Genomic DNA, 23,264 nt, shown 5'->3' with positions numbered 1-23,264 from the left:
GATTTTAAATTCTTTGTCCTCAACCTTGTTCTTGATAAACAACTTTTTCAGAGAAGCGCCCTAACAGTTTGGAATACTCGCTTCCCATACAGGAGACAAGATAAAGTTGCCCCTCTGATACATAATAGATGGCATTCTGTTGATATTTTTTTACCAGCTCAACAGCAGCGTTTTGGCTCAACTCTACAGCAAAGCTCTCTTCTATCCAGCTTTTTTTACTGTCTCCGACAGATAGAGTCTGGTAGCGATAAGCTGAAATATCCTGCTCCAGTAAGCGGTTGTTTCTTTTATTTTCCCTGTCATTTGTTGGCTGGCTTTGTGGGTTGCAGGCCGTAATAATGGCGAATTTATCCATAGTCAGCGGCTCGTTCAGGAAGAAGTAGCTCAGCTGGTATGCACGCCATAAATCTTTGTTAATTTCCATTGCCTTACCCTGATAGATTGCTTATTTAATATCTACATTTAGAAATTTTTGTCACTTGATGTAAATCAACAAAGTGAACAGAATTAACAAACTGTTATTGTTGCAATACGGTTAAGATAATAAAATCCAACGCATTAATGGCAAATATTTTTAGAGACCTGACAGGAGTGGAACAGTCTCGAAACAAGGTAAAACCCACGGAAGGCGTACCTATTTTAAGTGTTTATCAATGTTTTTTGTTACTTATCGTCGCAAACACTTTACCCATATGTTATTTTTTGCCTAGAATTCTTTTTAAATATTTACAATTTCGTAACAATTTAGGTAACGCCAATGCAAACCCCGCAGATTCTCATTGTTGAAGATGAGCAAGTAACCCGAAATACGCTGAAAAGCATATTTGAAGCAGAGGGCTACAACGTATTTGAAGCGAGTGATGGTGAAGAGATGCACGACGTGCTTTCTGACCATCAGGTTAATTTAGTTATCATGGATATCAATCTTCCTGGTAAAAATGGCCTGCTACTTGCTCGTGAGTTAAGAGAACAAGCTAACGTCGCACTGATGTTCTTAACCGGCCGTGACAATGAAGTCGATAAAATCCTGGGACTGGAAATTGGTGCGGATGACTACATCACTAAACCATTCAACCCTCGTGAACTGACCATTCGTGCACGTAACCTGCTAACCCGCTCAATGAGTGGCAGCGTTGCTCCGGAAGAGAAGCGTAGCGTTGAGAAATATGTGTTTAACGGTTGGGTGTTGGATATCAACAGCCGTTCTCTGGTTAGCCCTCTAGGTGAAGGTTATAAATTACCTCGCTCAGAGTTCCGTGCGCTTCTGCACTTCTGTGAAAACCCGGGCAAGATTCAAACCCGTGCCGATCTGCTTAAGAAGATGACAGGACGTGAGCTTAAGCCACATGACCGTACTGTAGACGTAACTATCCGTCGTATCCGTAAGCATTTTGAGTCTATTACAGATACTCCGGAAATTATCGCCACTATTCACGGTGAAGGTTATCGCTTCTGCGGTGATCTGGAAGAGTAACCACTCTTGCTAAATCAGTGAAAAAAGAAGCTCCTTACGGAGCTTCTTTTTTATCTGCCTTATTATAATTAGGGCGCTTGCCTGTAAATCAGGACTCTCTTTTCTCCAGCCACTGTTTCAGAACCGTAATATCGTGCTGGTACTCGTTTTTAATCTCTTCAACCCAATCTTCAATATTCTCCCACCACGCCGGCATTTGCGGTGACTGTGCTTTCTGCGCTACCCGCTGAATATGCTGCAAGCCGATGGAGCCTGCCGCGCCTTTAATCTTATGAGCTTCGGAAACAATGCCGTCCTGATCTTTGGCCGTCATATTAGAATCAAGTACCTCAATGTAGCCCGGCATCATATCTTCGAACATCTTAATGCTGTCCAGCACCGGCTGAGAGCCGACGATATCAACATAAGATTCCAGCATTTCCAGATCCAACAAAGTCGAGGCAATATCTTTCGCCGGCTTAACCGGCTCAACTACAGGTTTTTCCTCTGTCATATTCTGCTCCCGGTTCAGGCACTGTTTCTCTATCACTTTCTGAATTGCTTTTACGGAAAGGGGCTTACTCAGGGCGTCATCCATGCCTTTATTAATATAGTCCCCTTTGTCTTTCATAACATTCGCCGTCAGGGCAACCAGCGGGGGAAGGTTACTGTATTCATTGCGGTAATGAGCAGCAATATCAAAGCCGGTCATATCCGGTAGTTGAATATCCAGCAATACCAGATCATAGGCTTCAGGAGAGAACTTCTCGATCGCCTCTTCACCGTTCATTGCCACATCCACTGTATGCCCCAGACTCTCCAGCAAAGATCTGGCAACGGTAATATTGAGTTCAATATCCTCAACAATAAAGATTCTCTGACTTTTCTGTTGTTTAGGCTGCTTTTTAATCTCTTCTTCAGACGCTTCACAGACAGGCACACGGATATTAACGGTAAACACACTGCCAAAGCCTTCTTCACTGCTGACAGTAATATCGCCGTTCATCATCTTAATTAGTTGCTTAGAAACTGCCAGACCGATCCCCGTGCCCACTGCATGAAGATTATCTTTGCCTGATTTAACCTGATAATACATGGCAAAAATCTTATCCAGCTCATTTTCCGGAATACCGATACCGGAATCTTCAACCTCAAAGGTAATATCAGCCATACCATATTCAACGTCGGCACTGACACTCATTATCACACTGCCTTCCTTGGTAAACTTAGTGGCGTTACCAATCAGGTTCCACAGCACCTGCCGCAGTCTGGTTTCATCTACTTCTATCAGGGCAGGAAAATCTGTCAGTCTTTCCAGATCAAATCTCAGCCCTTTTTGCTGAGCCATCAGGCCGGAAATACTCTCCATCTCCAGCACAAAGTCTTCAAAGTTAACCGGCTTTGGCAGTAACTCCAGCTTTCTGCGATCAAACTTATCCATATCGATAATATCGTTAAAAATATTACCCAGTGTAATCGCACTCACATTGATAGTCTGAAGCTGCTGACGCTGCTCTTCATTCAGGCGGGTATCTAACAGCATCCGGCTTAAACCGACAATGCCGTTAAGGGGAGTTCTTAACTCATGGCTAATGGTAGAAACAAAAGTAGTCTTATCCCGGCTGGCTTTCTCCAGTGCATCCTGATACTTCTTACGCTCAGTAATATCACGGCCATAACCAACCAGACCAAGGTGGCGGCCCTCTTTGCTGTAGAAAGGCACTTTGCGCAGCTCGAAGTAAACTTTCTTTCCGTCGGGATATTCCAGCCACTGCTCATAGGTAAGTGCTTCGTTGTTTTTAAACACTTTCTGATCAGTTTCAACAATCTGAGTCGCAATCTCTTTGCTGTACACATCCCATGGCGTCAGACCAACCAACTCTGCCTCTGTCTTGCCCGTCAAATCTTCAATGGCTTTGTTACAGCCGGAAAACTGCCCCTCTTCATTACGGTAGTAGATCAAATCGGGAGATGCATCGATAAAGGATCGTAGCAGCGCAGTTCTTTCCGCCAGCTCTAACTGAGTACTTTCACGCTGATAGACCTCGTTTTCCAGATCTTTCATCGCCTCTTCACGGGCTTCTTCGGCCTTCTGCCTCTCCTCAATCTCCTGATTCAGCTTGATAATATTCTGTTGCAGCTGATTATTCAGCTCCTGATCCCTGTCACGCATATCCTTTAGTTTTGCCACCAGCTTTGAGAGACGCTGACGGGACTCCTCCAGTTGATCGACAACAACGGAGAGAAAATAAACAGCCCAGGGGGTGATCAACAAACCGAAGAAAACAGAACGGATAATATCAATATCATCAACAATCCCTCTGAGGCCGAGGGTAATTCCGACCTGAACAAATACCGCTAACGCCACTATCGCCAGCGCCAGTAAAATAGAGAATCGTAAGATGCCTAGTTTTACCAGCAGATCAACATAATACTGCGCTAAGCTTTTGATAGGTTTCATTTAATGCTCCATGCATAACAGGAAGGGACATTCTAATTGCTAGAAAGGCGTTTGTAAGCACTTTGAATCACAACTTACTGATAATAGTACTGGGTCTGGTTTCGTCCCTGTTTCTTCGCCGCATAAAGGGCATCGTCTGCATGAGACAACATCAGCTCCGGGCTCTCTTGTTTCTGAGGAGTAAATGAAGCGACACCAATACTGACCGTAACAAAATCACTAACCTGAGAAAACTCATGTGCGATGGCCAATTTCTTTACTGCCAGATGAATATTGCTGGCAATTATCTGTGCTCCGTTGTGATTGGTATTCGGCAGAATAAAGGCAAACTCTTCACCACCATAACGGGCCACACAGTCCGACGTTCTGGTCAGTGTTGCTTTAAATGCATTAGCTACATCAACTAAAGCCTGATCCCCCTTAAGGTGACCATAGTTATCATTAAACTCTTTAAAGAAGTCGATATCACACAAAATAACAGTAAGAGGGTTTTGCTCACGACGGTGCAGGTTCCAGACGAAATCTAGCTGTTCATCGAACCTTCTCCGGTTAGCTACCTGAGTTAGCCCGTCAACAAAACTTAACCGTGCAAGCTCCTGATTGGCTTCTTCCAGTTTCTGTTCTGTCAGATAACGCTCTGTCACATCCCTTGCCAGTAACAACACACCGGTAATCCCGGTCGAAGGATCCCGGTAAGGGGATTTCACAACATCGTACCATTTAGGTTTGCCCGACTTATCCATAATTTCGTCTATATAACGAAGGGTTTCACCTTGTTCCAGCACTTTTGCATCTGTCTCGATAAACCTCTGTTTCAGGTGAGCGGGCAGAATATCCTCTATCTTTTTGCCTATCAGTTGCTCAGGCTTCATATCGATATCCATTGAGTCAACATAGGCCTGATTACAAGCTTGGTAGACCCGCTCCTCATTAAACAACGCAATCACATCAGGAGAAGATTCCAGAATGGAAGTAAGAATAATCTCCCTTTGCGCCAGTGCCATCTCTGTGCCTTTACGCCGATCCATCTCCTCACGAAGATCCTGCTGCATCTTGAACCAGTCGGTAACATCATGGCTGATACCCAAAGCGCCCAACACATCACCGTCATTGGAAACCAGAGGCGTTTGTGATGTTTCCAGTAAACAGCTTCTGCCTGCAGTATCTGTTGTCCAGCGTCGCTGACTTTTCCGCCCCTGCATCACGCCTTGCATCAGAATATCGCTCTCTTCTTCCCTATCACGCCAGAAAGCATCGAAAGATCGATTGGAATCGATAATGTTACCGTTATTATCGCGTATATAAATCAGCTCACTGAGGGAGTCTAATGCTGTGCGGGTGATCTTTAGTGAGGTTCTCACTTCATCACTTTCAGGTTCCGCCTCCAGATGCTTAACCGCATAAAGTAACCAGACCCAGCGGGTGCCATAGCGCATTTTACGGCCGGTAAACTCAACGGTGAAAGAGTGATGTTCTGAGATTGTCCATGTAGAAAGGTAACTTTTAAAACTGGAACCATTTACCAGAAAAAATACTTCTTTTAACTGAGAACCAGTCATGGTCAGCGGCAGACAGTATTTCTTCCCCACCAGCCTGACCCCGAGTAACTGCATAGCAGGCCGGTTGGATAACAAAAGCTCTCCGGAAGATTCATCTATCGCCATTACAGCAAGGGGGGAGTCCTGAATAAACTTGCGGAACTTATTTTGATAATGTTGCTTAATCAGTATTACGGTAATAAGGGCAATAACGATAACAAGTAGCTCAATACCCAACAGATAGAACCACTCCAGAACCTGATAAAGCATATTGTCCATAGCTGTTCCTGCTACCTTATTAATATTACTGCTTGTTTGCTGTTAATTTCAGCATAGCCGCCTGAAAAAAGCGAGTTCGGCTTAAGCACTATTTGACGATTTCAGTTCTGGCTTTTGATAGACAAAAGGTTGGTCAATCAATGAGCCCTGCGGGCCAAGCCTGTCCAGCTCTCTGCCAATCTCTGTCATTGCCAGCCAGCGGTTTTCACACCACATAGGAGAGAGCAGAGTCGGACGTCTGGCGGCAGCAGACACCCGATGGTAAACAATATCAGGCGGTGTCATACGGATCAGCTCACCGGCCACACTGACATACTCTTCCAGCCCCGGAGCTTCTAACCTCCCGGCACGCCACGCTTTGGCCATGGTACTACCTTCTACTATATGAAGGGCGTGTAACTTAATGCCATCGGTTCCGACTTCAAGCACTTTATTCATTGTATCTATATAGTCTTGTCGATCTTCTTTAGGAAGGCCAACAATTAAGTGAGTACATACTTTTATCCCCAACGCTCTCGCTTTACGGGTGATCTCCGCATAGCACTCAAAATCATGCCCCCGGTTGATTCGCTTTAAGGTATCGTTGTTGGCGGTCTGAAGACCCAGCTCCAGCCAGATTTCATATCCCTGCTCAACATAACCAGACAACAGATCCAGTACCGCCTGAGGAACACAGTCCGGGCGGGTGCCGACACACAAGCCCACCATATCAGCCGCCTTTAGTGCTTCTTCATACATATTTTTCAGTGTCTGAACTTCAGCGTAGGTGCTGGTATAAGCCTGAAAATAGGCCAGGTAGCGTTTAGCCCGGTGAATCTCCCCTGCCCTGTCGGTCAGTTGCTCCTGAATACTCTGGCGCTGGGTCTCTTCATCTGAAAAAGAAGCCACATTACAGAAAGTGCAGCCGCCTCTGCCAATGGTTCCGTCTCTGTTTGGGCAACTGAAGCCACCATGCAATGTCAGTTTATGAACCTTCTCGCCATAACGACGTTGTAAATCCTGCCCTATGGTATTGACGAGTTCGTGTAGCTGCATATCTCTCTGTTACCTGCTGAGTGATGAAAATGAAAATTAATTACATCTATGAAAAATAGTATCGGCAGATTATACGGGAAGCGGTGGTCTGCAATGCTATTAAAAATCAATAAAGATGCGCAATAAATGACTCGAAAGGGCTAAATATGCCGGTTTTATCTACTTGTTATTCATACTTTTAATAAAAAAAACTTAATACACCTCAACTTTTCAATGGAATTAAGCTACACAAAATTGTAGGATACAAGAAGCTTCGCACTCTGACTCTTAATAAAATGGACAAGATAAAAGTGCGGATTTATCTGTGACAATCCGAACCCACCTATATAAACCACTATAAAGTGGCACAAGAATAACGGATTTCACTAGGGAAATGTTTTCTTCACATAAATTATTCCTGTGAAGAACAGAATGGAATCGAGCTCATCACACATGGTGAGCGTTGAATAAGCATAAATAAAAGACAGGAAACAATTGCCTTAGGCATGTTGCGCCTGAAATTTAATTGGAAGGATGTATCTATGGTAGATAGAGAGCAGAAGGCACAAGGTCTTTATACTCCTGAACTGGAGCATGACGCTTGTGGTATCGGTTTTGTTGCTCACTTAAAAAACCGTAAATCTCACGATGTGGTTACTCAGGCATTGGATATGCTTGCGCGAATGGAACATCGTGGCGGACAGGGTTGTGACCCATGCAGCGGTGACGGTGCTGGTATTTTATTACAGAAGCCACACGAGTTTTTACTTGAAGAGACTGTCAAACTGGGCATTAAAATACCGTCATTTGAGAAATACGGTGTTGGTGTAGTACTTTTCCCTAAAGACGAACATAAACGCCAGCAGTGTCGCGACATTTTAGAGCGCAATGCCCGTCGTCTGGATCTTGAAATTCTGGGTTATCGTGTATTACCGACCGACAACTCAATGATTGGTGTCGACCCGCTAAGTACTGAGCCTCAGTTTGAACATGTGTTTATCTCTGGTGGTCCGGGCACAACCCCTGACGAGCTGGAACGTAAGTTGTATGTTCTGCGTAACTACACAGTTCGTGTTTGTCTGGAAAGTGTGTCTAATATTGGTGATGATTTCTATATCAACTCAATGTCTTACAAAACACTGGTTTATAAAGGTCAGTTGACTACGGAACAAGTTCCGCAATATTTCCTCGACCTTCAGAACCCGACCATGGTAACCGCACTGGCACTGGTTCACTCTCGTTTCTCAACCAATACATTCCCTAAATGGCGTCTGGCGCAACCTTTCCGTTATATCGCCCACAATGGTGAAATCAACACAGTTCGCGGTAACCTGAACTGGATGAAAGCGCGTGAAGCGATCCTGAGTTCTGACCTGTTTACTCAGGCTGAAATTGATATGCTTCTGCCTATCTGTCAGGAAGGAAGCTCAGACTCGTCCAACTTTGATATGGCGCTGGAGCTGCTTATCCTTGCCGGCCGTAGCCTGCCTCATGCCCTGATGATGATGATTCCGGAAGCGTGGCAGGAAAACAAAAATATGGATCCTGAGCGCCGTGCATTCTACCAGTACCATGCTAACGTTATGGAACCGTGGGACGGCCCTGCATCTGTTTGTTTCACCGATGGTGTACAGGTGGGTGCCACACTAGACCGTAATGGCTTGCGTCCTTCCCGTTATACAGTAACTAAAGATGATTTTCTGGTGATGGCGTCTGAATCAGGTGTGGTAGAGATCGCTCCTGAAAACGTGGAATTCCACGGCCGCCTGCAGCCGGGCAGAATCTTTGTTGCCGATCTGGAAGAAGGCCGCATCATCTCTGATGAAGAAGTGAAAGACAGCATTGCCAGTGCACAGCCTTATAAGCAGTGGGTAAAAGAGAACCTGCTCAGCCTTAAGAAGCTGCCGGAAGCCGACAACATGCACCACCAGCCATCGGCTGAAAGATTGCTGCATAACCAACAGGCTTTTGGTATCACTTCTGAAGAGGTGAACGAAATTATTGTTCCTATGGCAAAAGATGCCAAGGAACCACTAGGTGCTATGGGTGCTGACTGGCCGCTGGCAGTACTTTCTCATCAGTCACAGCATCTGTCTAACTACTTTAAACAGCTATTTGCACAGGTAACCAACCCACCGATTGACCCAATCCGTGAGCGTATGGTGATGTCGCTGAATACTTATCTTGGTAAAGATCAAAACCTGCTGGCTGAGTCTCCTGAGCACTGTCAGAAAGTAGAACTGGAATCGCCTGTTCTGTCTAACTCAGAACTTGAAAAACTGCGTGCTATCGATAATGAGCACCTGCAGGCGAAAACACTGGATATCGTATTCCGCGCCAGCGAGGAAGAAGGCAAACTGGAACGCGCCCTTAAGCGTATCTGCCAGTATGCAGAAGATGCCGTTATCGACGGTTACTCAATCATCCTTCTGACGGACCGTGCCGTTAACTCAAACCACGCCGCCATTCCGGCCATGCTGGCTGTAGGTGCCGTTCACCACCACCTGATCCGCAAAGGGCTTCGTGCTAAGTGTGATATCGTCATTGAGACAGGTGATGCACGTGAAACACACCACTTTGCTACTCTTGTCGGCTACGGTGCTAACGCCGTTAACCCGTATCTGGTGCTTGAAACCATTGTCGACCTGCAGAAGAAAAACAAACTGGATCCGCAAACACCTTCAGAAGAGCTGTTTAACAACTACCGTAAAGGCGTTAACGGCGGCCTGCTGAAGATCTTCTCTAAGATGGGTATCTCTACCCTGCAGTCCTACCATGGTGCACAGATCTTTGAAGCCCTTGGTATCAGCAAGTCAGTAGTAGACAAGTACTTTACCGGTACGGTTACCCGTATTCAGGGTCTGAGTATCGACGATATTGCCAAAGAAGTACTGGTACGTCACCGCATCGGTTATCCGAGCCGTGAAATCCCTATCCAGATGCTGGATGTCGGCGGTGTTTATCAGTGGAAACAGCGTGGTGAAAAACACCTGTTTAACCCTGAAACTATTTCCCTGTTGCAACAGTCTACCCGTAATAAAGATTTTGCTCAGTTTAAACAATATGCTCAAACCGTTGATGCACAAGGCGACAACGCAGCGACACTTCGTAGCCAGTTAGAGTTTGTTAAGAACCCGGCGGGTGCCGTACCTCTGGCTGAAGTAGAGCCGATTGAAAGCATTCTTAAGCGATTCGCAACGGGTGCAATGAGCTTTGGTTCCATCTCTTACGAAGCACACTCAACACTGGCGGTAGCCATGAACCGGATTGGAGCAAAATCCAACTCAGGTGAAGGTGGTGAAGATCCGGCTCGTTTTGAGAAGAAAGAGAATGGTGACTGGGAACGCTCAGCAATCAAGCAGGTTGCCTCCGGCCGTTTCGGTGTAACTTCATACTACCTGACCAACTCTGATGAAATTCAGATCAAGATGGCTCAGGGTGCGAAACCGGGTGAAGGTGGTCAGCTACCGGGTGACAAAGTCGATGACTGGATCGGTGCAACCCGACACTCCACTCCGGGAGTTGGTCTGATTTCACCTCCGCCACACCACGATATCTACTCGATCGAGGATTTGGCTCAGCTTATCTACGATCTGAAAAACGCCAACCGTAACGGCCGTGTAAACGTCAAGCTGGTATCGGAAGCGGGCGTAGGTACTATCGCTTCAGGTGTAGCTAAGGCAAAAGCCGATGTTGTACTTATCGCCGGTTTCGATGGCGGTACAGGTGCATCACCAATTTCATCTATCCGCCATACTGGCCTTCCATGGGAGCTTGGTCTGGCTGAAACGCATCAGACACTACTGAAAAACGGTCTTCGTAACCGTATCGTAGTTCAGTCTGACGGCCAGATGAAGACACCTCGTGACCTTGCTGTTGCTACCCTTCTGGGTGCAGAAGAGTGGGGCGTGGCAACGGCTGCCCTTGTGGTTGAAGGTTGTATCATGATGCGTAAGTGTCATAAGAACACCTGTCCTGTGGGTATCGCAACACAAAACAAAACCCTGCGTGAACGCTTTGACGGTCGCGTAGAAGACGTGGTTACTTTCTTCCAGTATATGGCTGAAGGTCTGCGTGAAATCATGGCTGAACTGGGCTTCCGCACCATTGATGAAATGGTTGGTCAGTCTCAGAAGCTGAAAGTACGTGACGATATCCAGCACTGGAAATATAAGAACCTGGATCTTTCTCCTGTTCTTTATATCGAACCTGCCCGTGAATCTGACGGCGTTTACAACCAGATTGAGCAGAACCACCTGCTGGAAGAAGTACTCGACCGCAAACTGATCGATCTTGCTAAACCGGCCATTGAGAAGGGTGAAGCCGTTAGTGCGGAACTACCGATTATCAATACCGACCGTTCAACAGGCACCATGCTATCCAACGAGATCTCTAAGGTCTTCAAAGATCAGGGCCTGCCTAACACCATGAAGGTGAAGTTTAACGGTTCTGCTGGTCAATCTTTCGGAGCCTTCCTGTCTAAAGGCGTACAGTTCGAAGTAGAAGGCAACGCCAACGACTACTGGGGTAAAGGTTTATCCGGCGGTACTCTGGTACTTTATCCGGACACTAACTCTTCAATTGTTGCTGAAAACAACATTGTGGTTGGTAACGTCTGCTTCTACGGCGCGACTTCTGGTGAGTCTTATATCCGTGGTCTGGCTGGTGAGCGTTTCTGTGTACGTAACTCAGGTGCCAAGGTGGTTGTTGAAGGTGTGGGTGACCACGGCTGTGAATATATGACTGGCGGTACTGCGGTTATTCTTGGCTCAACAGGCCGTAACTTTGCTGCAGGTATGAGTGGTGGTACTGCTTATGTCTGGGATAAAGAAGGCGATTTTGAAACCAAGCTGAACCCGGAACTGGTTGACTTGGATCCAATCGAGCAGGAAGACAGAGCCTTACTGCAAGAGATGCTAAGCAAGCATATTGAGTTTACAGGAAGTGCTGTTGCTAAAGCGTTCCTTGAAGACTTCGAAGCAAACCTTAAGCAGATGGTTAAGGTAATGCCGCGTGACTACAAAGCGGTACTTCAGAAGCGCAAGGCACAACAGCAAGCAGAACACACGGAAGAGTTGGAGGCAGTATAATGGGTAAGCCTACTGGATTTTTAGAACATGGTCGTGAGCTGCCACAAAAGCTTGATCCAAGTGTTCGTATTCAAGACAACAAAGAGTTCGTCCTAAACGAAGAGTTTGGTGAGAAGATCAATCAACAGGCTTCTCGCTGTATGGACTGTGGTGTGCCGTTTTGTCATAGCGGCTGCCCGATAGGAAATATTATTCCTGAGTTTAACGATGCCGTTTATCGTGACAGCTGGGAAGAGGCATGGAACATTCTGAGCAGCACAAACAACTTTCCGGAGTTTACCGGTCGTGTTTGTCCTTCACCTTGTGAAACTGCTTGTGTTCTGGGCATTAACCAAGATCCTATTACCATCTGTAATATTGAAAAAACCATCGTTGAGAGAGCCTATAAAGAGGGCTACGCCAAGCCGAAAAAACCACGTATCCGTACTGGTAAAACCGTGGCAATTATCGGTTCAGGCCCTGCTGGTCTGGCGGCTGCCGAGCAGCTGAACAGTGCCGGCCACTGCGTTACGGTTTATGAGCGTGACGAAAAAGTGGGTGGTCTGCTTCGCTTTGGTATCCCCGACTTTAAGCTGGGTATGGATGTTATCGATCGCAAAGTGAGCCTGATGGAAGAAGCTGGCATTGTGTTTGAAACCGGTGCTCATATCGGTGTAGATGTGAATGCACTGCAGCTTCGTCAGGAGTATGACGTGGTTCTGCTTACCGTTGGTTCAACAGTGCCGAGAGATCTTCCTATCTCCGGCCGTGAGCTGAATGGCGTGCACTTTGCCATGGAGTTTCTCGGGCAAAACAACCGCCGCGCCAACAATATGGATCTGAAAACCAAAGAGATCCACGCCAAAGGCAAACATGTTGTGGTAATCGGTGGTGGTGATACAGGTTCAGACTGTGTCGGTACTTCAAACCGTCACGGTGCCGCCAGCATCACTCAGGTTGAGATCATGCCAATGCCACCGGAGAAAAGACCGGTAAATATGCCGTGGCCTCAATACCCTATGATTCTTCGTACCTCTACTTCACACGAAGAGGGTTGTGAACGTCACTGGAACATTCTGACCAAAGAGTTTATCGGTGATGACAAAGGCAATGTTACCGGCCTTCGTCTGGCTGATATTGTCTGGGAAGATGCTAAACCGGGCGAGCGTCCTAACTTCAAAGAAATTGAAGGCAGCGAGCGTGTTATTGCTTGTGATATGGCTTTCCTTGCAATGGGCTTCCTGCATCCGGAACCGGATGGGGTACTGGCTCAGCTTGATATCAAGCTGGATGACAGAGGCAATGTGGCAACAGAAGGCTTTATGACTAACCAGAAAGGTGTGTTTGCCGCTGGTGATATGCGTACCGGACAGTCTCTGGTGGTACGTTGTATCAACGAAGGTCGCGAATGCGCCCGTGCCGTTGATGATTACCTGATGGGTAACACTAACCTTGAAGCCAAATCAGATTCATTGATGCTTTCAAATGCATAATTTTTTGTAAAGTTTCCTTCCAAACTTTATTTTGGCCAGCTTTTACGCTGGCCTTTTTTATATCTGTGGCGGCTATCAGGCGATATGCTACAATTCTTAAAATTTTGATTCCGTTAATTAAAAGAGAATAGCTATGAAAATCGGTATTATTGGTGCGATGGAGCAAGAAGTGACCATCCTGAGAGAAGCAATCAGCAACTGCGAAGTGATGCAAAAAGGAGGCTGTACCTTCTATTCGGGCACACTAAACGGTGCTGATGTTGTACTGCTTCAGTCGGGTATTGGTAAAGTTTCCGTAGCGGTTGGTACCACCATACTGATCGATCACTTTGATCCGGATTTGATTATCAACACAGGTTCTGCCGGTGGTTTTGATTCAAGCCTGAACTTAGGTGATGTGGTTATCTCTACTGAAGTGCGTTACCACGACGCAGACGTAACAGCATTCGGCTATGAGATGGGCCAGATGGCCGGTCAGCCTGCAGCCTTTGCTGCCGATGAGAAGCTGATGGAAACGGCTGAGAAAGCGCTGGCTAAAATGAAAGACAAGCACGCGGTACGAGGCCTGATCTGTACCGGTGATACTTTTGTAAACTCAGAGCAACACAACCAGTTTATTCTTAAACACTTCCCTTCTGTTATTGCCGTTGAAATGGAAGCGGCAGCAGTAGGTCAGACGTGCCATCAGTTTGGTAAACCATTTGTTGTGGTTCGCGCCATTTCTGACGTGGCAGATAAAGAATCACCAATGACCTTTGATGAGTTTCTGCCTCTGGCAGCGAAAAGCTCTTCAGAGATGGTGATCAATATGATCGAGCTGCTTAAGTAAGCTATCTATGCAAGCTGCATTTGAGCAATTTTACAGTAATGGTGCCCTGTTAGTGTTATGGGGTGCCATTCTGTTTCATCTGATATTGCCTATTCCTGTATCTGCTCATCCCGCAACCTTATGGCGTGCTTTCGCCCGAATTCTGGCTGATAAAGTCAATACCAATGCAAGCTACTCCCAGAGCCTGATATCCGGCTCTCTGGCATGGCTGTTAATGGTGATACCTGCCTTAGCCGTATTAATGGCACTTAAACCTTTAGTCTGGCAGGAACAGCTGTTTGAACTGGCGTTGTTACTGCTAGCCATTGACTGGCGTAACAGTGAAAAACTGGCTACTCAGTTAACCAGCGCACTGGCCAAAGAAGATAAAAAGCTGGCCCGAAGCCTGCTGAAACCCATTCTGAACCGGGAAACCGGCTCACTATCTCCTCTGGGGTTAGGCAAGGCCGGGGCAGAAACCGTTCTGCTAGGATACGGCCGCAATGTAGTTGCTGTACTGTTCTGGTACGGCATTGCAGGTGGCATAGGTGCTTTCAGCTACCGGTTAATTCAGGAGCTGGCAAGGGCATGGTCTCCGAGTAATGAGAAATTTCTGCCGTTCGGTCTTCCCGCTATTCGTATGCTTGCCTGTATGGACTTTATACCCTTGCGGCTATTTAGCCTGATGATTGCTGTCGGTAAAAATGGCATGACCACCCTGAAGCAGATGTACAGTCAGGGTAAAAACTGGCCGACGCCGGGGCCGGCATGGTTACTCGCTGCAACCGGCAATAAGCTACAGCTGTCACTTGGCGGCCCGGCTATTTATCAGGACAAAAAATCAGTCCGGCCTAAACTGGGCGGAAGAGTGGCTCCATCGGCCATCCATATCGCACAGCTACAAACACTGCTGGCATGGCGGACATATGGCTGGATCATCTTACAAAGCATACTGATGTTCTTGCTTTATCAGGGAGTCTAGCTTGAGGCTTTTACTCACGGTTCTGCTGCTGATTTTCGCACCATTCAGCTTCGCTATAGAGCGCATTATCTCACTTGCCCCCTCCTCTACTGAGCTTGTCTATGCTGCGGGGCTGGCCGATAAGCTAATTGCTGTCAGTGACTTTAGTGACTATCCGGAGGAGGCAAAGCAGCTCGAACGGGTGGCCAGCTTCCAGAGTGTTAATGTTGAAAGGATCATTGCACTTAATCCCGATTTAATCGTCGCATGGCGCTCCGGCGGTGTGAGTAAATCATTAACCCAACTTGAGCAGCTTGGCTATAAGATTTACTACTCAGACACGGACAAACTGTCAGACATTGCTGTCAGATTAGAAGAGCTGAGTCAATACGCCAATAACCCCGATATTGGTATGCTGAATGCGCAGAAATTCAGAGACAAACTGGCGAAGCTTGATGAGAAATTCAGAGACAGAACAAAGGTCCGCTACTTTTACCAGTTAAGCAGCAAACCCATCTATACCATTGCCCAGAGTCACTGGCCCAGTGAAGTGTTTTCACTCTGTGGTGGTATCAATATTTTCAAACAGTCTCCTAACCCTTACCCTCAGGTTGGGTTAGAACAGGTATTAGTCCGGAAGCCTGAAGCCATTTTTACCTCGTCACATACCACCCAAAACCCTGAAATGTGGGATAAATGGCGAGCTCAGCTTCCGGCGGTACAGAACCACAATATCTGGTCACTAAACTCTGACTGGCTTAACCGCCCGACACCAAGGTCACTTATGGCCATAGAAGAAGTATGCAGCCGCTTCGATCAAGTGCGGGCAAAAAATCAGAAATAGCCTAATTTATGAGATTATTTTCTTAATAAATTAGCGTAGAATCGCCTTCAGTTTTTCTAGTCTGAAATTAGCACCATGGACTCTTCACTTCTCTATTTTATCGATCTATTCGGTACTGCTGTATTTGCCGTTTCCGGCGTTCTGCTTGCAGGCCGGTTAAAAATGGATCCGTTTGGCGTTATGGTACTGGCCAGTGTAACCGCCATTGGCGGCGGTTCTATCCGCGATGTACTGCTTGGCGCGACACCAGTATTCTGGGTAACCGATAATGCCTATATCTGGGTTATTTTACTCACCTGCCTGCTGACCATGGCCATTGTACGCCGCCCTAAACGGCTGCCGTGGTATGTACTACCAGTGTGTGATGCTATCGGACTGGCAGCCTTTGTCGGTATCGGTGTTGAAAAAGCCCTCAGCTATAACACCTCGTATCTGATCGCTATTATTATGGGCGTCTCCACCGGTTGTGGCGGTGGTATTATCCGCGATGTACTGGCGCGGGAAATTCCTATGATTTTACGAAGCGAGGTTTACGCTACGGCCTGTATTGTCGGTGGTTTCTTCCATGTTGCAGCTCTACATTTCGGGCTGGATAATCACTCCGCCTTCCTGCTGGGTGCTGTCTCAACACTGGCTATTCGCCTCGGGGCAATTAAATGGCACTTGTCTCTGCCAACCTTTGCCCTTAACCGCTGAATATAATAAAGGAGTGATCACTCACTCCTTTTAATAATTTTTTATTAAGGCAGTTTAAGGCTTGTTAATTAACTCAACCAGGGTTTGCAGGGCAAAGTAGCAAGCCTGCTGCCTGACTTCGCCTCTGTCGCCCTTAAACACTTTTACTTTCTGCACTTCAGTATCATCGGCCAGTTTCCAGCCAAACCAGACTGTCCCTACCGGTTTTTCGTCACTGCCGCCACCGGGACCGGCAATACCACTCACCGATATAGAGACATTGGCCATTGAGCTTTGAATCGCACCGGCTGCCATCTGCTGAACCACTTTCTGGCTCACTGCCCCCTCTTTTTGCAGGGTATAAGGGTCAACGCCTAACATATCCATTTTGGCTTCGTTGCTGTAGGTAATAAATGCCCGGTCAAACCATGCAGAACTGCCGGCAATATCAGTGACTGCACTGGCAATTCCCCCTCCGGTACAGGATTCTGCTGTTGTAAGAACCAGTTTTTCCTGCGCCAGCAACTGACCTAAAGTCGCACTTAGTTCTGTTAGTGTTCCCATGATCCAGAAATCCTCGAATTCATCTTGCCTGTCATTTCTATTCACGTATCCTAAGCCGCTGGAATAAGAAGTTAAAGTGGTAAATTAGGTCAAAATGGCAAAAGCGACTCCAACACATACTCCCATGATGCAGCAATATCTGAAACTCAAGGCCGAGAATCCGGATATCTTGCTGTTTTATCGTATGGGCGATTTTTACGAACTTTTTTATGATGATGCAAAAAAAGCGTCTCAGCTTCTTGAGATATCCCTGACCAAGCGGGGCGCCTCTGCCGGCGAACCAATTCCAATGGCAGGCGTCCCATTCCATGCCGTAGAAGGCTATCTGGCCAAGCTGGTTCAGATGGGTGAGTCAGTTGCTATCTGCGAACAGGTAGGCGATCCGGCCACCAGTAAAGGGCCGGTTGAACGTCAGGTTGTGCGTATAGTGACACCGGGAACCGTAACAGACGAAGCCCTGCTGTCCGAGCGGGTGGATAATATTATTGCCGCGATTTGTCACCGCAACGGCAAGTTTGGTTACGCCACATTAGATATCACTTCCGGACGCTTTCAGCTCTGTGAGCCGGAAACTGAAGAAGCTATGCTGGCGGAGCTTCAGCGTACCTCGCCAACAGAACTTCTGTTCCCTGAAGATTTTGAACCGGTACAACTTATGGAAGGACGAAACGGAAACCGTCGTCGTCCTGTCTGGGAGTTTGAACTGGAAACAGCGAAACAACAGCTCAATAAGCAGTTCGGAACCCGTGACCTGATAGGCTTCGGAGTAGAGCATGCTGAGCTGGGCCTTTCCGCTGCAGGCTGCCTGATTCAGTATGTAAAAGATACCCAGAGAACCGCCCTGCCCCATATCCGCTCCCTGACGCTAGACGCTCAGGATCACTCCGTGATTCTGGATGCTGCTACACGTCGTAATCTGGAACTGACCCAGAACCTTTCCGGTGGTACGGACAACACTCTTGCAGAAGTACTGGATAAAAGTGCCACTGCAATGGGCAGCCGCATGCTTAAGCGTTGGCTACATCAGCCAATGCGCTGCCGCGAGACACTTAACCTAAGGCTAAACGCCATTAGCGAACTGAAAGAGAGCAGTCTGTTTCTCGATCTTCAGCCAACGTTAAAGCAGATCGGCGATATTGAACGCATATTGGCGCGCCTTGCTATCAGAAGTGCCCGCCCACGGGATCTTTCCCGTTTGCGCCACGCGATGCAGCAACTGCCCGAACTTGAAGCTTCACTACAGGGTGTAAGCGACAGTTACCTGAGCAAACTGGCTCAGTTTGCAGCACCAATGGATGATGTCTGCCAGTTACTAGAGAGCGCCATTAAAGAGAACCCGCCTGTGGTTATCCGTGATGGCGGGGTTATCGCTTCAGGCTATAGCGCCGAGCTGGATGAGTGGCGTAATCTGGCAGATGGAGCCACAGAATATCTGGAGCAGCTGGAAGCCGATGAGCGGGAACGCCACGGTATCGATACACTAAAAGTCGGCTATAACAATGTGCATGGATTCTATATTCAGGTCAGCCGCGGGCAGAGTCATCTGGTTCCCCCGCACTATGTGCGCCGACAAACCCTGAAAAATGCAGAACGTTATATTATTCCGGAGCTGAAAGAGCACGAAGACAAGGTATTAAACTCAAAGTCTAAAGCGTTGGCTATTGAGAAAAAACTGTGGGAAGAGCTGTTTGATCTGCTGATGCCTAGTCTGGAGCGATTACAAAATCTGGCTTCTGCTGTTTCTCAACTGGATGTACTGCAGAATCTGGCTGAGCGGGCAGACAGCCTGAACTATGCCAGACCACAACTGACAGAAGATGTCGGCATTCATATCCAGAATGGTCGTCATCCTGTGGTAGAGCAGGTACTGGACGCCCCCTTTATCGCCAACCCAATTGAACTAAGCCCTCAGCGTAAAATGCTGATTATTACCGGGCCAAACATGGGTGGTAAGTCGACTTATATGCGCCAGACAGCGCTTATCGCTCTTCTGGCACATATTGGCTCATATGTACCAGCCGAAGCGGCAACAATAGGTATGATTGACCGTATCTTCACCCGTATTGGTGCCTCAGATGATCTTGCCTCCGGACGCTCAACCTTTATGGTCGAGATGACAGAGACAGCGAATATCCTGCATAACGCCACGCCTCATAGTCTGGTGCTGATGGATGAAATCGGCCGCGGAACCAGCACTTACGATGGCCTCTCCCTCGCCTGGGCAAGTGCCGAATGGCTGGCCAACCAAATTGGGGCAATGACGCTGTTTGCCACTCACTATTTTGAGCTGACTGAACTACCGAATATGTTAGATCACCTTGCCAACGTTCATCTGGATGCCGTCGAGCACGGTGATAGCATCGCCTTTATGCATGCCGTACAGGAAGGTGCTGCCAGTAAGTCTTATGGCTTAGCCGTTGCCGGCCTTGCGGGTGTGCCTAAAACAGTAATCAAAAATGCACGCGGAAAGCTGAACCAGCTTGAGCAGATAGGCAATCAGCCATCCGCTCCGGCTAACAATGTGGATATTGCTAACCAACTCAGTTTAATTCCTGAGCCAAGTGAAGTTGAAGAAGCACTGGCAGGTATTGACCCGGATGATCTGACACCAAGGCAGGCACTGGATGAGCTCTACCGCCTGAAAAAACTACTGTAATCTTTCAGAATTAAGGCATCAAAAAAGGGATCATTATGATCCCTTTTTTCTCTGTATGGATGTAGTTACATCTGCTCGATATCAAACAGGGATTCCATATTCAGCCCCTGCTTAAGCAGGATCTCTCTCAGGCGGCGCAGGCCTTCAACCTGAATCTGACGTACTCTTTCACGGGTCAGACTAATTTCACGGCCAACCTCTTCCAGCGTAGAAGGCTCATAACCCAGCAGACCAAAACGTCTTGCCAGCACCTCTTTCTGTTTAGGGTTCAGCTCGTCAAGCCAGTCAATCAAAGAGAGCTTGATATCATCATCCTGAGTAGATACTTCAGGATCAGAATGGTTGGTGTCAGGAATAATATCCAGCAGTGCTTTTTCACCATCGCCGCCAATTGGCGTGTCTACTGAGCTTACCCGCTCGTTCAGGCGCAGCATTTTGCTGACATCACTTACCGGCTTATCCAGCTTCTCTGCGATCTCTTCCGCGGTCGGTTCATGATCCAGCTTCTGAGAAAGCTCTCTGGCAGTACGCAGATAGATATTAAGCTCTTTCACCACATGGATTGGCAGACGAATAGTACGTGTCTGATTCATCAGCGCACGTTCAATGGTCTGACGGATCCACCATGTCGCGTAGGTGGAAAAACGGAATCCTCTCTCCGGATCAAACTTCTCTACCGCACGAATCAGACCAAGGTTACCCTCTTCAATCAGATCCAACAGTGCCAGACCACGATTGCTGTAACGGCGTGAGATTTTTACTACTAATCTGAGGTTACTTTCTATCATTCTTTTACGTGCCGCTTCATCACCACGCAGGGCGCGACGGGCATAAAGAACTTCTTCTTCTGCGGTTAATAGTGGAGAGAAACCGATTTCACCAAGGTACAGCTGTGTGGCGTCCAGGCTCTTCGCTGTAACTTCAAAATCTTCTTTTGTAGTTTCTTGTGTAGATTGGCTTCCTTGAGAATTGTCAAATGTAGTGACTACTTCTTCAATTTCAAACTCTTCGACTTTCGTTGCTGCATTGCTGATACTCATAGCGCCTCCCCTTGGCGAGTTTAGCAAGACATTACTACCCTTAATGTCGCTGAAATAAACTTAGAGTTAAGGCAAATACCGTTTTGGATTTACAGATTTACCTTGATACCGAATTTCAAAGTGCAGTCTTACGCTACTTGTTCCAGAGCTACCCATGGTGGCTATTTTCTGGCCTGCTTTTACACTTTGTCCTTCTTGTACTAGCAAACGGTCGTTGTGGGCATAAGCACTTAAATAGTTATCATTATGTTTCACGATAATTAAATTACCGTATCCACGTAGTGCGTTTCCCGAGTATACAACGGTACCACTTGCCGTAGAAACAACCGACTGACCTCGCCGTCCTGCAATGTCGATGCCTTTGTTTCCTTGGTCTCCAGCTGAAAAACTTTTAATTATCCTCCCTTTTGTTGGCCATAACCACTTCGATACTTTGCTGTATTGAGGTTTAGGTTTAATGACATTTTTGTTTACAATTTTTTTACTTGGACTTTCAACATACTCCTTTGATTTAGCAGGATCAAGCTTATTTGCCTGAGATTTTTGGCCATTATTTGAATTTTTTGAGCTGGCATTTGTTAAGTTAGCATTTGCTTTATTAGCTGATTTTGCAGCAGTTGAAGCAGATGCATTTACAATGCCAGAACTTATCGTACCAGCGCCTGCCGCAGATGAGGCGGAGGCTGAGGCAGAGCTGGACGAGCTCCTTCCATAAGCAGGCGCTTTATAAGCAGGTCGCCATAGTTTGATTTTTTGACCAGGATGAATGGTGTAAGGGGCAGGAAGATCATTGTAACGAATAAGATCTTTTACATTCTTATCTGTGACGTAGGCTATAAAATAAAGAGTATCTCCTTTTTGCACTTCATAAAAACTGCCGCGATAGCTTCCTCTTTCTATCGAGCTGTAATCCTTATGAATACTTGAAACGGGTGCCGGGGACGTAGCAGCGCAACCTACTAACAAGGCTGACAAAATACTCGTTGCAATCCATTTCAGTGAGACACTCATTCTATGCTAAATCACCTGCAATTAGCGGGACAAACCTGACAGCTTCAATCACGCTTGTGCTGTAAGAGTCACCGTGACGTACAATCTTCAACAGTTCCTGAGAATCATCACCAACGGGAATAATCAACCTTCCCTGATCCGCCAGTTGATCAAGCAAAGCTTCAGGGATCCTTGCTGCTGCTGCCGTTACGACTATGGCATCATAAGGGCCATTGCTTTGCCAACCCTGCCAGCCATCGGCATGTTTTGTTACCACATTATAGATATCAAGCTGCTTAAGGCGTCGTTTCGCTTCCCATTGCAGAGATTTAATTCTCTCCAGTGAGTAGACCTTATCCACCAATTGAGCCAGAACCGCGGTCTGGTAACCAGAACCGGTCCCTACTTCAAGCAGCCGGGTGGTCGGCGTCAACTCAAGCAACTCCGTCATCTTAGCGACAATATAGGGCTGCGAAATGGTTTGTCCATGGGCAATGGGTAAGGCATTGTTATCGTATGCCTGATGCATTAAAGCCTCAGAGACAAACCGTTCTCTGGGAACACGTTTAATCGCATCCAGTACCTTGTGATCCTGAATGCCATATTCAGACAGAAACACTACCAGTCTCTCAGCATGAGGGTTGATCATTTAAGGGCTCCTTGTAACCAGTTACCCATCGCGCCCAAGGATTCGTGAGCGGTTAAATCAACCTGCATCGGAGTGATGGAGACCATCCCCTGCTCAATAGCATAAAAGTCGGTCCCCTCTCCGGCATCCTGCTCTTTTCCCGGAGGGCCAAGCCAGTAGATATCATGTCCTCTGGGATCTTTCTGTTTGATCATGTTTTCAGCATGGTGTCTGGCACCTAAACGGGTAACAGACTCTCCCTTTAGTTTCTTATACGGAACATCCGGTACATTAACATTTAGCAGGCGGTTGGTCGGTATCGGCGAGTTAATATGCTGCTCGACTATCTGCCGTGCAATTTTAGCCGCTGTATCAAAATGATTATTGCCCACCAGAGAGAAAGCGATGGACTGAACCTGAAGAAAGTGCCCTTCCATTGCAGCAGCAACAGTACCTGAGTAGAGAACATCGTCGCCAAGATTGGCACCATGATTGATACCAGATAATACAAGATCCGGAAGATCATCTTTCATCAGTTCATTTAAGGCAAAATGAACACAGTCTGTTGGTGTTCCTTGTACCGAGTAAACATTCTCTTCCAGTTGAGTCACCCTGAGGGGAGTTTCAAGTGTCAGTGAGTTTGACGCACCGGAACGGTTCCTGTCAGGAGCCACCACCACAATTTCAGCAAGATCAGACAATTCATGCGCCAGTGCTTTTATTCCCTGCGCATGTACACCGTCGTCATTGCTAAGCAGAATCTTCATTTTTGTTCCTTTTTCTTCCGTCGC

General features: G+C 47.0%; 17 protein-coding genes. 8 read left to right on the top strand and 9 right to left on the bottom strand.

Annotated features, from left to right (window positions below; translation table 11 throughout):
* Positions 1-19 precede the first annotated feature (19 nt).
* Entirely contained in the window at positions 20-424 is a 405-nt protein-coding gene (locus PK654_RS02600; RefSeq protein ID WP_271697519.1) for a DUF3293 domain-containing protein, read from the bottom strand.
* Between the two features lie 333 nt (positions 425-757).
* Between PK654_RS02600 and arcA the strand changes: the two genes are divergently transcribed.
* Positions 758-1,474 carry a two-component system response regulator ArcA gene (gene arcA / locus PK654_RS02595; protein ID WP_271697518.1) on the top strand — a complete coding sequence of 239 codons (717 nt, stop codon included), beginning with the start codon at positions 758-760 and terminating at the stop codon, positions 1,472-1,474.
* Positions 1,475-1,562: 88 nt separating this feature from the next.
* Here arcA and arcB read toward each other — a convergent pair whose 3' ends face one another.
* The 3 genes from arcB to PK654_RS02580 form a co-directional block, all read right to left on the bottom strand.
* Positions 1,563-3,914, bottom strand: a complete 2,352-nt coding sequence (gene arcB, locus PK654_RS02590) for an aerobic respiration two-component sensor histidine kinase ArcB (RefSeq protein ID WP_271697517.1) — start codon at positions 3,912-3,914, stop codon at positions 1,563-1,565.
* 74 nt (positions 3,915-3,988) lie between these two features.
* Positions 3,989-5,731: a diguanylate cyclase domain-containing protein gene (locus PK654_RS02585; protein WP_271697516.1), complete on the bottom strand. Its 1,743-nt coding sequence runs from the start codon at positions 5,729-5,731 to the stop codon at positions 3,989-3,991.
* An 81-nt stretch (positions 5,732-5,812) separates the two neighbouring features.
* Complete coding sequence (locus PK654_RS02580; RefSeq protein WP_271697515.1) at positions 5,813-6,766, bottom strand: TIGR01212 family radical SAM protein; 954 nt, start codon at positions 6,764-6,766, stop codon at positions 5,813-5,815.
* A 521-nt stretch (positions 6,767-7,287) separates the two neighbouring features.
* Here PK654_RS02580 and gltB point away from each other — a divergent pair.
* The 6 genes from gltB to PK654_RS02550 all read left to right on the top strand — a co-directional run bounded on the left by gltB (position 7,288) and on the right by PK654_RS02550 (position 16,616).
* The gene (gene gltB / locus PK654_RS02575) at positions 7,288-11,835 is read left to right on the top strand and encodes a glutamate synthase large subunit (protein WP_271697514.1); all 4,548 of its coding nucleotides are present in this window, start codon (positions 7,288-7,290) and stop codon (positions 11,833-11,835) included.
* Positions 11,835-13,307, top strand: coding sequence for a glutamate synthase subunit beta (locus tag PK654_RS02570; protein ID WP_271697513.1), 1,473 nt, complete (start codon positions 11,835-11,837; stop codon positions 13,305-13,307). The genes gltB and PK654_RS02570 overlap by 1 nt, the downstream gene beginning before the upstream one ends.
* 133 nt (positions 13,308-13,440) lie before the next feature.
* Positions 13,441-14,136, top strand: a complete 696-nt coding sequence (gene mtnN / locus PK654_RS02565; RefSeq protein ID WP_271697512.1) for a 5'-methylthioadenosine/S-adenosylhomocysteine nucleosidase — start codon at positions 13,441-13,443, stop codon at positions 14,134-14,136.
* A gap of 7 nt (positions 14,137-14,143) precedes the next feature.
* The gene (locus PK654_RS02560; protein ID WP_271697511.1) at positions 14,144-15,097 is read left to right on the top strand and encodes a cobalamin biosynthesis family protein; all 954 of its coding nucleotides are present in this window, start codon (positions 14,144-14,146) and stop codon (positions 15,095-15,097) included.
* Between the two features lies 1 nt (position 15,098).
* Positions 15,099-15,920: a vitamin B12 ABC transporter substrate-binding protein BtuF gene (btuF, locus tag PK654_RS02555; RefSeq protein ID WP_271697510.1), complete on the top strand. Its 822-nt coding sequence runs from the start codon at positions 15,099-15,101 to the stop codon at positions 15,918-15,920.
* A gap of 75 nt (positions 15,921-15,995) precedes the next feature.
* Positions 15,996-16,616: a TRIC cation channel family protein gene (locus PK654_RS02550; RefSeq protein WP_271697509.1), complete on the top strand. Its 621-nt coding sequence runs from the start codon at positions 15,996-15,998 to the stop codon at positions 16,614-16,616.
* A 54-nt stretch (positions 16,617-16,670) separates the two neighbouring features.
* On the opposite strand, the gene pncC is transcribed toward PK654_RS02550, so the two are convergent.
* The gene (gene pncC / locus PK654_RS02545) at positions 16,671-17,159 is read right to left on the bottom strand and encodes a nicotinamide-nucleotide amidase (protein ID WP_271697508.1); all 489 of its coding nucleotides are present in this window, start codon (positions 17,157-17,159) and stop codon (positions 16,671-16,673) included.
* 94 nt (positions 17,160-17,253) lie between these two features.
* Between pncC and mutS the strand changes: the two genes are divergently transcribed.
* The gene (gene mutS, locus PK654_RS02540) at positions 17,254-19,815 is read left to right on the top strand and encodes a DNA mismatch repair protein MutS (RefSeq protein ID WP_271697507.1); all 2,562 of its coding nucleotides are present in this window, start codon (positions 17,254-17,256) and stop codon (positions 19,813-19,815) included.
* 65 nt (positions 19,816-19,880) lie between these two features.
* Here the strand turns inward: mutS and rpoS are convergent, their stop codons facing one another.
* From rpoS to surE, 4 genes are read right to left on the bottom strand one after another with little or no spacing between them, the layout of a single operon-like run.
* Positions 19,881-20,882 carry an RNA polymerase sigma factor RpoS gene (rpoS, locus tag PK654_RS02535; RefSeq protein WP_443088721.1) on the bottom strand — a complete coding sequence of 334 codons (1,002 nt, stop codon included), beginning with the start codon at positions 20,880-20,882 and terminating at the stop codon, positions 19,881-19,883.
* A 39-nt stretch (positions 20,883-20,921) separates the two neighbouring features.
* Positions 20,922-21,866 carry a murein hydrolase activator NlpD gene (gene nlpD, locus PK654_RS02530; protein ID WP_271697505.1) on the bottom strand — a complete coding sequence of 315 codons (945 nt, stop codon included), beginning with the start codon at positions 21,864-21,866 and terminating at the stop codon, positions 20,922-20,924.
* A 1-nt stretch (position 21,867) separates the two neighbouring features.
* Positions 21,868-22,494: a protein-L-isoaspartate(D-aspartate) O-methyltransferase gene (locus PK654_RS02525; RefSeq protein WP_271697504.1), complete on the bottom strand. Its 627-nt coding sequence runs from the start codon at positions 22,492-22,494 to the stop codon at positions 21,868-21,870.
* Positions 22,491-23,240, bottom strand: a complete 750-nt coding sequence (gene surE, locus PK654_RS02520; RefSeq protein WP_271697503.1) for a 5'/3'-nucleotidase SurE — start codon at positions 23,238-23,240, stop codon at positions 22,491-22,493. Before surE ends, PK654_RS02525 begins: the two co-directional genes overlap by 4 nt.
* Positions 23,241-23,264: the final 24 nt, after the last annotated feature.

This window comes from Vibrio sp. SCSIO 43137, from assembly GCF_028201475.1.
Classification (GTDB): Bacteria; Pseudomonadota; Gammaproteobacteria; order Enterobacterales; family Vibrionaceae; genus Vibrio.
Note: the sequence above shows the minus strand (reverse complement) of the source record. Positions and strands in the feature narration are given on the sequence as shown.

What these genes read in the sequence shown, in the direction of transcription:
- PK654_RS02600 (WP_271697519.1), bottom strand. Translation starts at nt 424, where the DNA reads ATGGAAATTAACAAAGATTTATGGCGTGCATACCAGCTGAGCTACTTC.
- arcA (WP_271697518.1), top strand. Translation starts at nt 758, where the DNA reads ATGCAAACCCCGCAGATTCTCATTGTTGAAGATGAGCAAGTAACCCGA.
- arcB (WP_271697517.1), bottom strand. Translation starts at nt 3,914, where the DNA reads ATGAAACCTATCAAAAGCTTAGCGCAGTATTATGTTGATCTGCTGGTA.
- PK654_RS02585 (WP_271697516.1), bottom strand. Translation starts at nt 5,731, where the DNA reads ATGGACAATATGCTTTATCAGGTTCTGGAGTGGTTCTATCTGTTGGGT.
- PK654_RS02580 (WP_271697515.1), bottom strand. Translation starts at nt 6,766, where the DNA reads ATGCAGCTACACGAACTCGTCAATACCATAGGGCAGGATTTACAACGT.
- gltB (WP_271697514.1), top strand. Translation starts at nt 7,288, where the DNA reads ATGGTAGATAGAGAGCAGAAGGCACAAGGTCTTTATACTCCTGAACTG.
- PK654_RS02570 (WP_271697513.1), top strand. Translation starts at nt 11,835, where the DNA reads ATGGGTAAGCCTACTGGATTTTTAGAACATGGTCGTGAGCTGCCACAA.
- mtnN (WP_271697512.1), top strand. Translation starts at nt 13,441, where the DNA reads ATGAAAATCGGTATTATTGGTGCGATGGAGCAAGAAGTGACCATCCTG.
- PK654_RS02560 (WP_271697511.1), top strand. Translation starts at nt 14,144, where the DNA reads ATGCAAGCTGCATTTGAGCAATTTTACAGTAATGGTGCCCTGTTAGTG.
- PK654_RS02550 (WP_271697509.1), top strand. Translation starts at nt 15,996, where the DNA reads ATGGACTCTTCACTTCTCTATTTTATCGATCTATTCGGTACTGCTGTA.
- pncC (WP_271697508.1), bottom strand. Translation starts at nt 17,159, where the DNA reads ATGGGAACACTAACAGAACTAAGTGCGACTTTAGGTCAGTTGCTGGCG.
- mutS (WP_271697507.1), top strand. Translation starts at nt 17,254, where the DNA reads ATGGCAAAAGCGACTCCAACACATACTCCCATGATGCAGCAATATCTG.
- nlpD (WP_271697505.1), bottom strand. Translation starts at nt 21,866, where the DNA reads ATGAGTGTCTCACTGAAATGGATTGCAACGAGTATTTTGTCAGCCTTG.
- PK654_RS02525 (WP_271697504.1), bottom strand. Translation starts at nt 22,494, where the DNA reads ATGATCAACCCTCATGCTGAGAGACTGGTAGTGTTTCTGTCTGAATAT.
- surE (WP_271697503.1), bottom strand. Translation starts at nt 23,240, where the DNA reads ATGAAGATTCTGCTTAGCAATGACGACGGTGTACATGCGCAGGGAATA.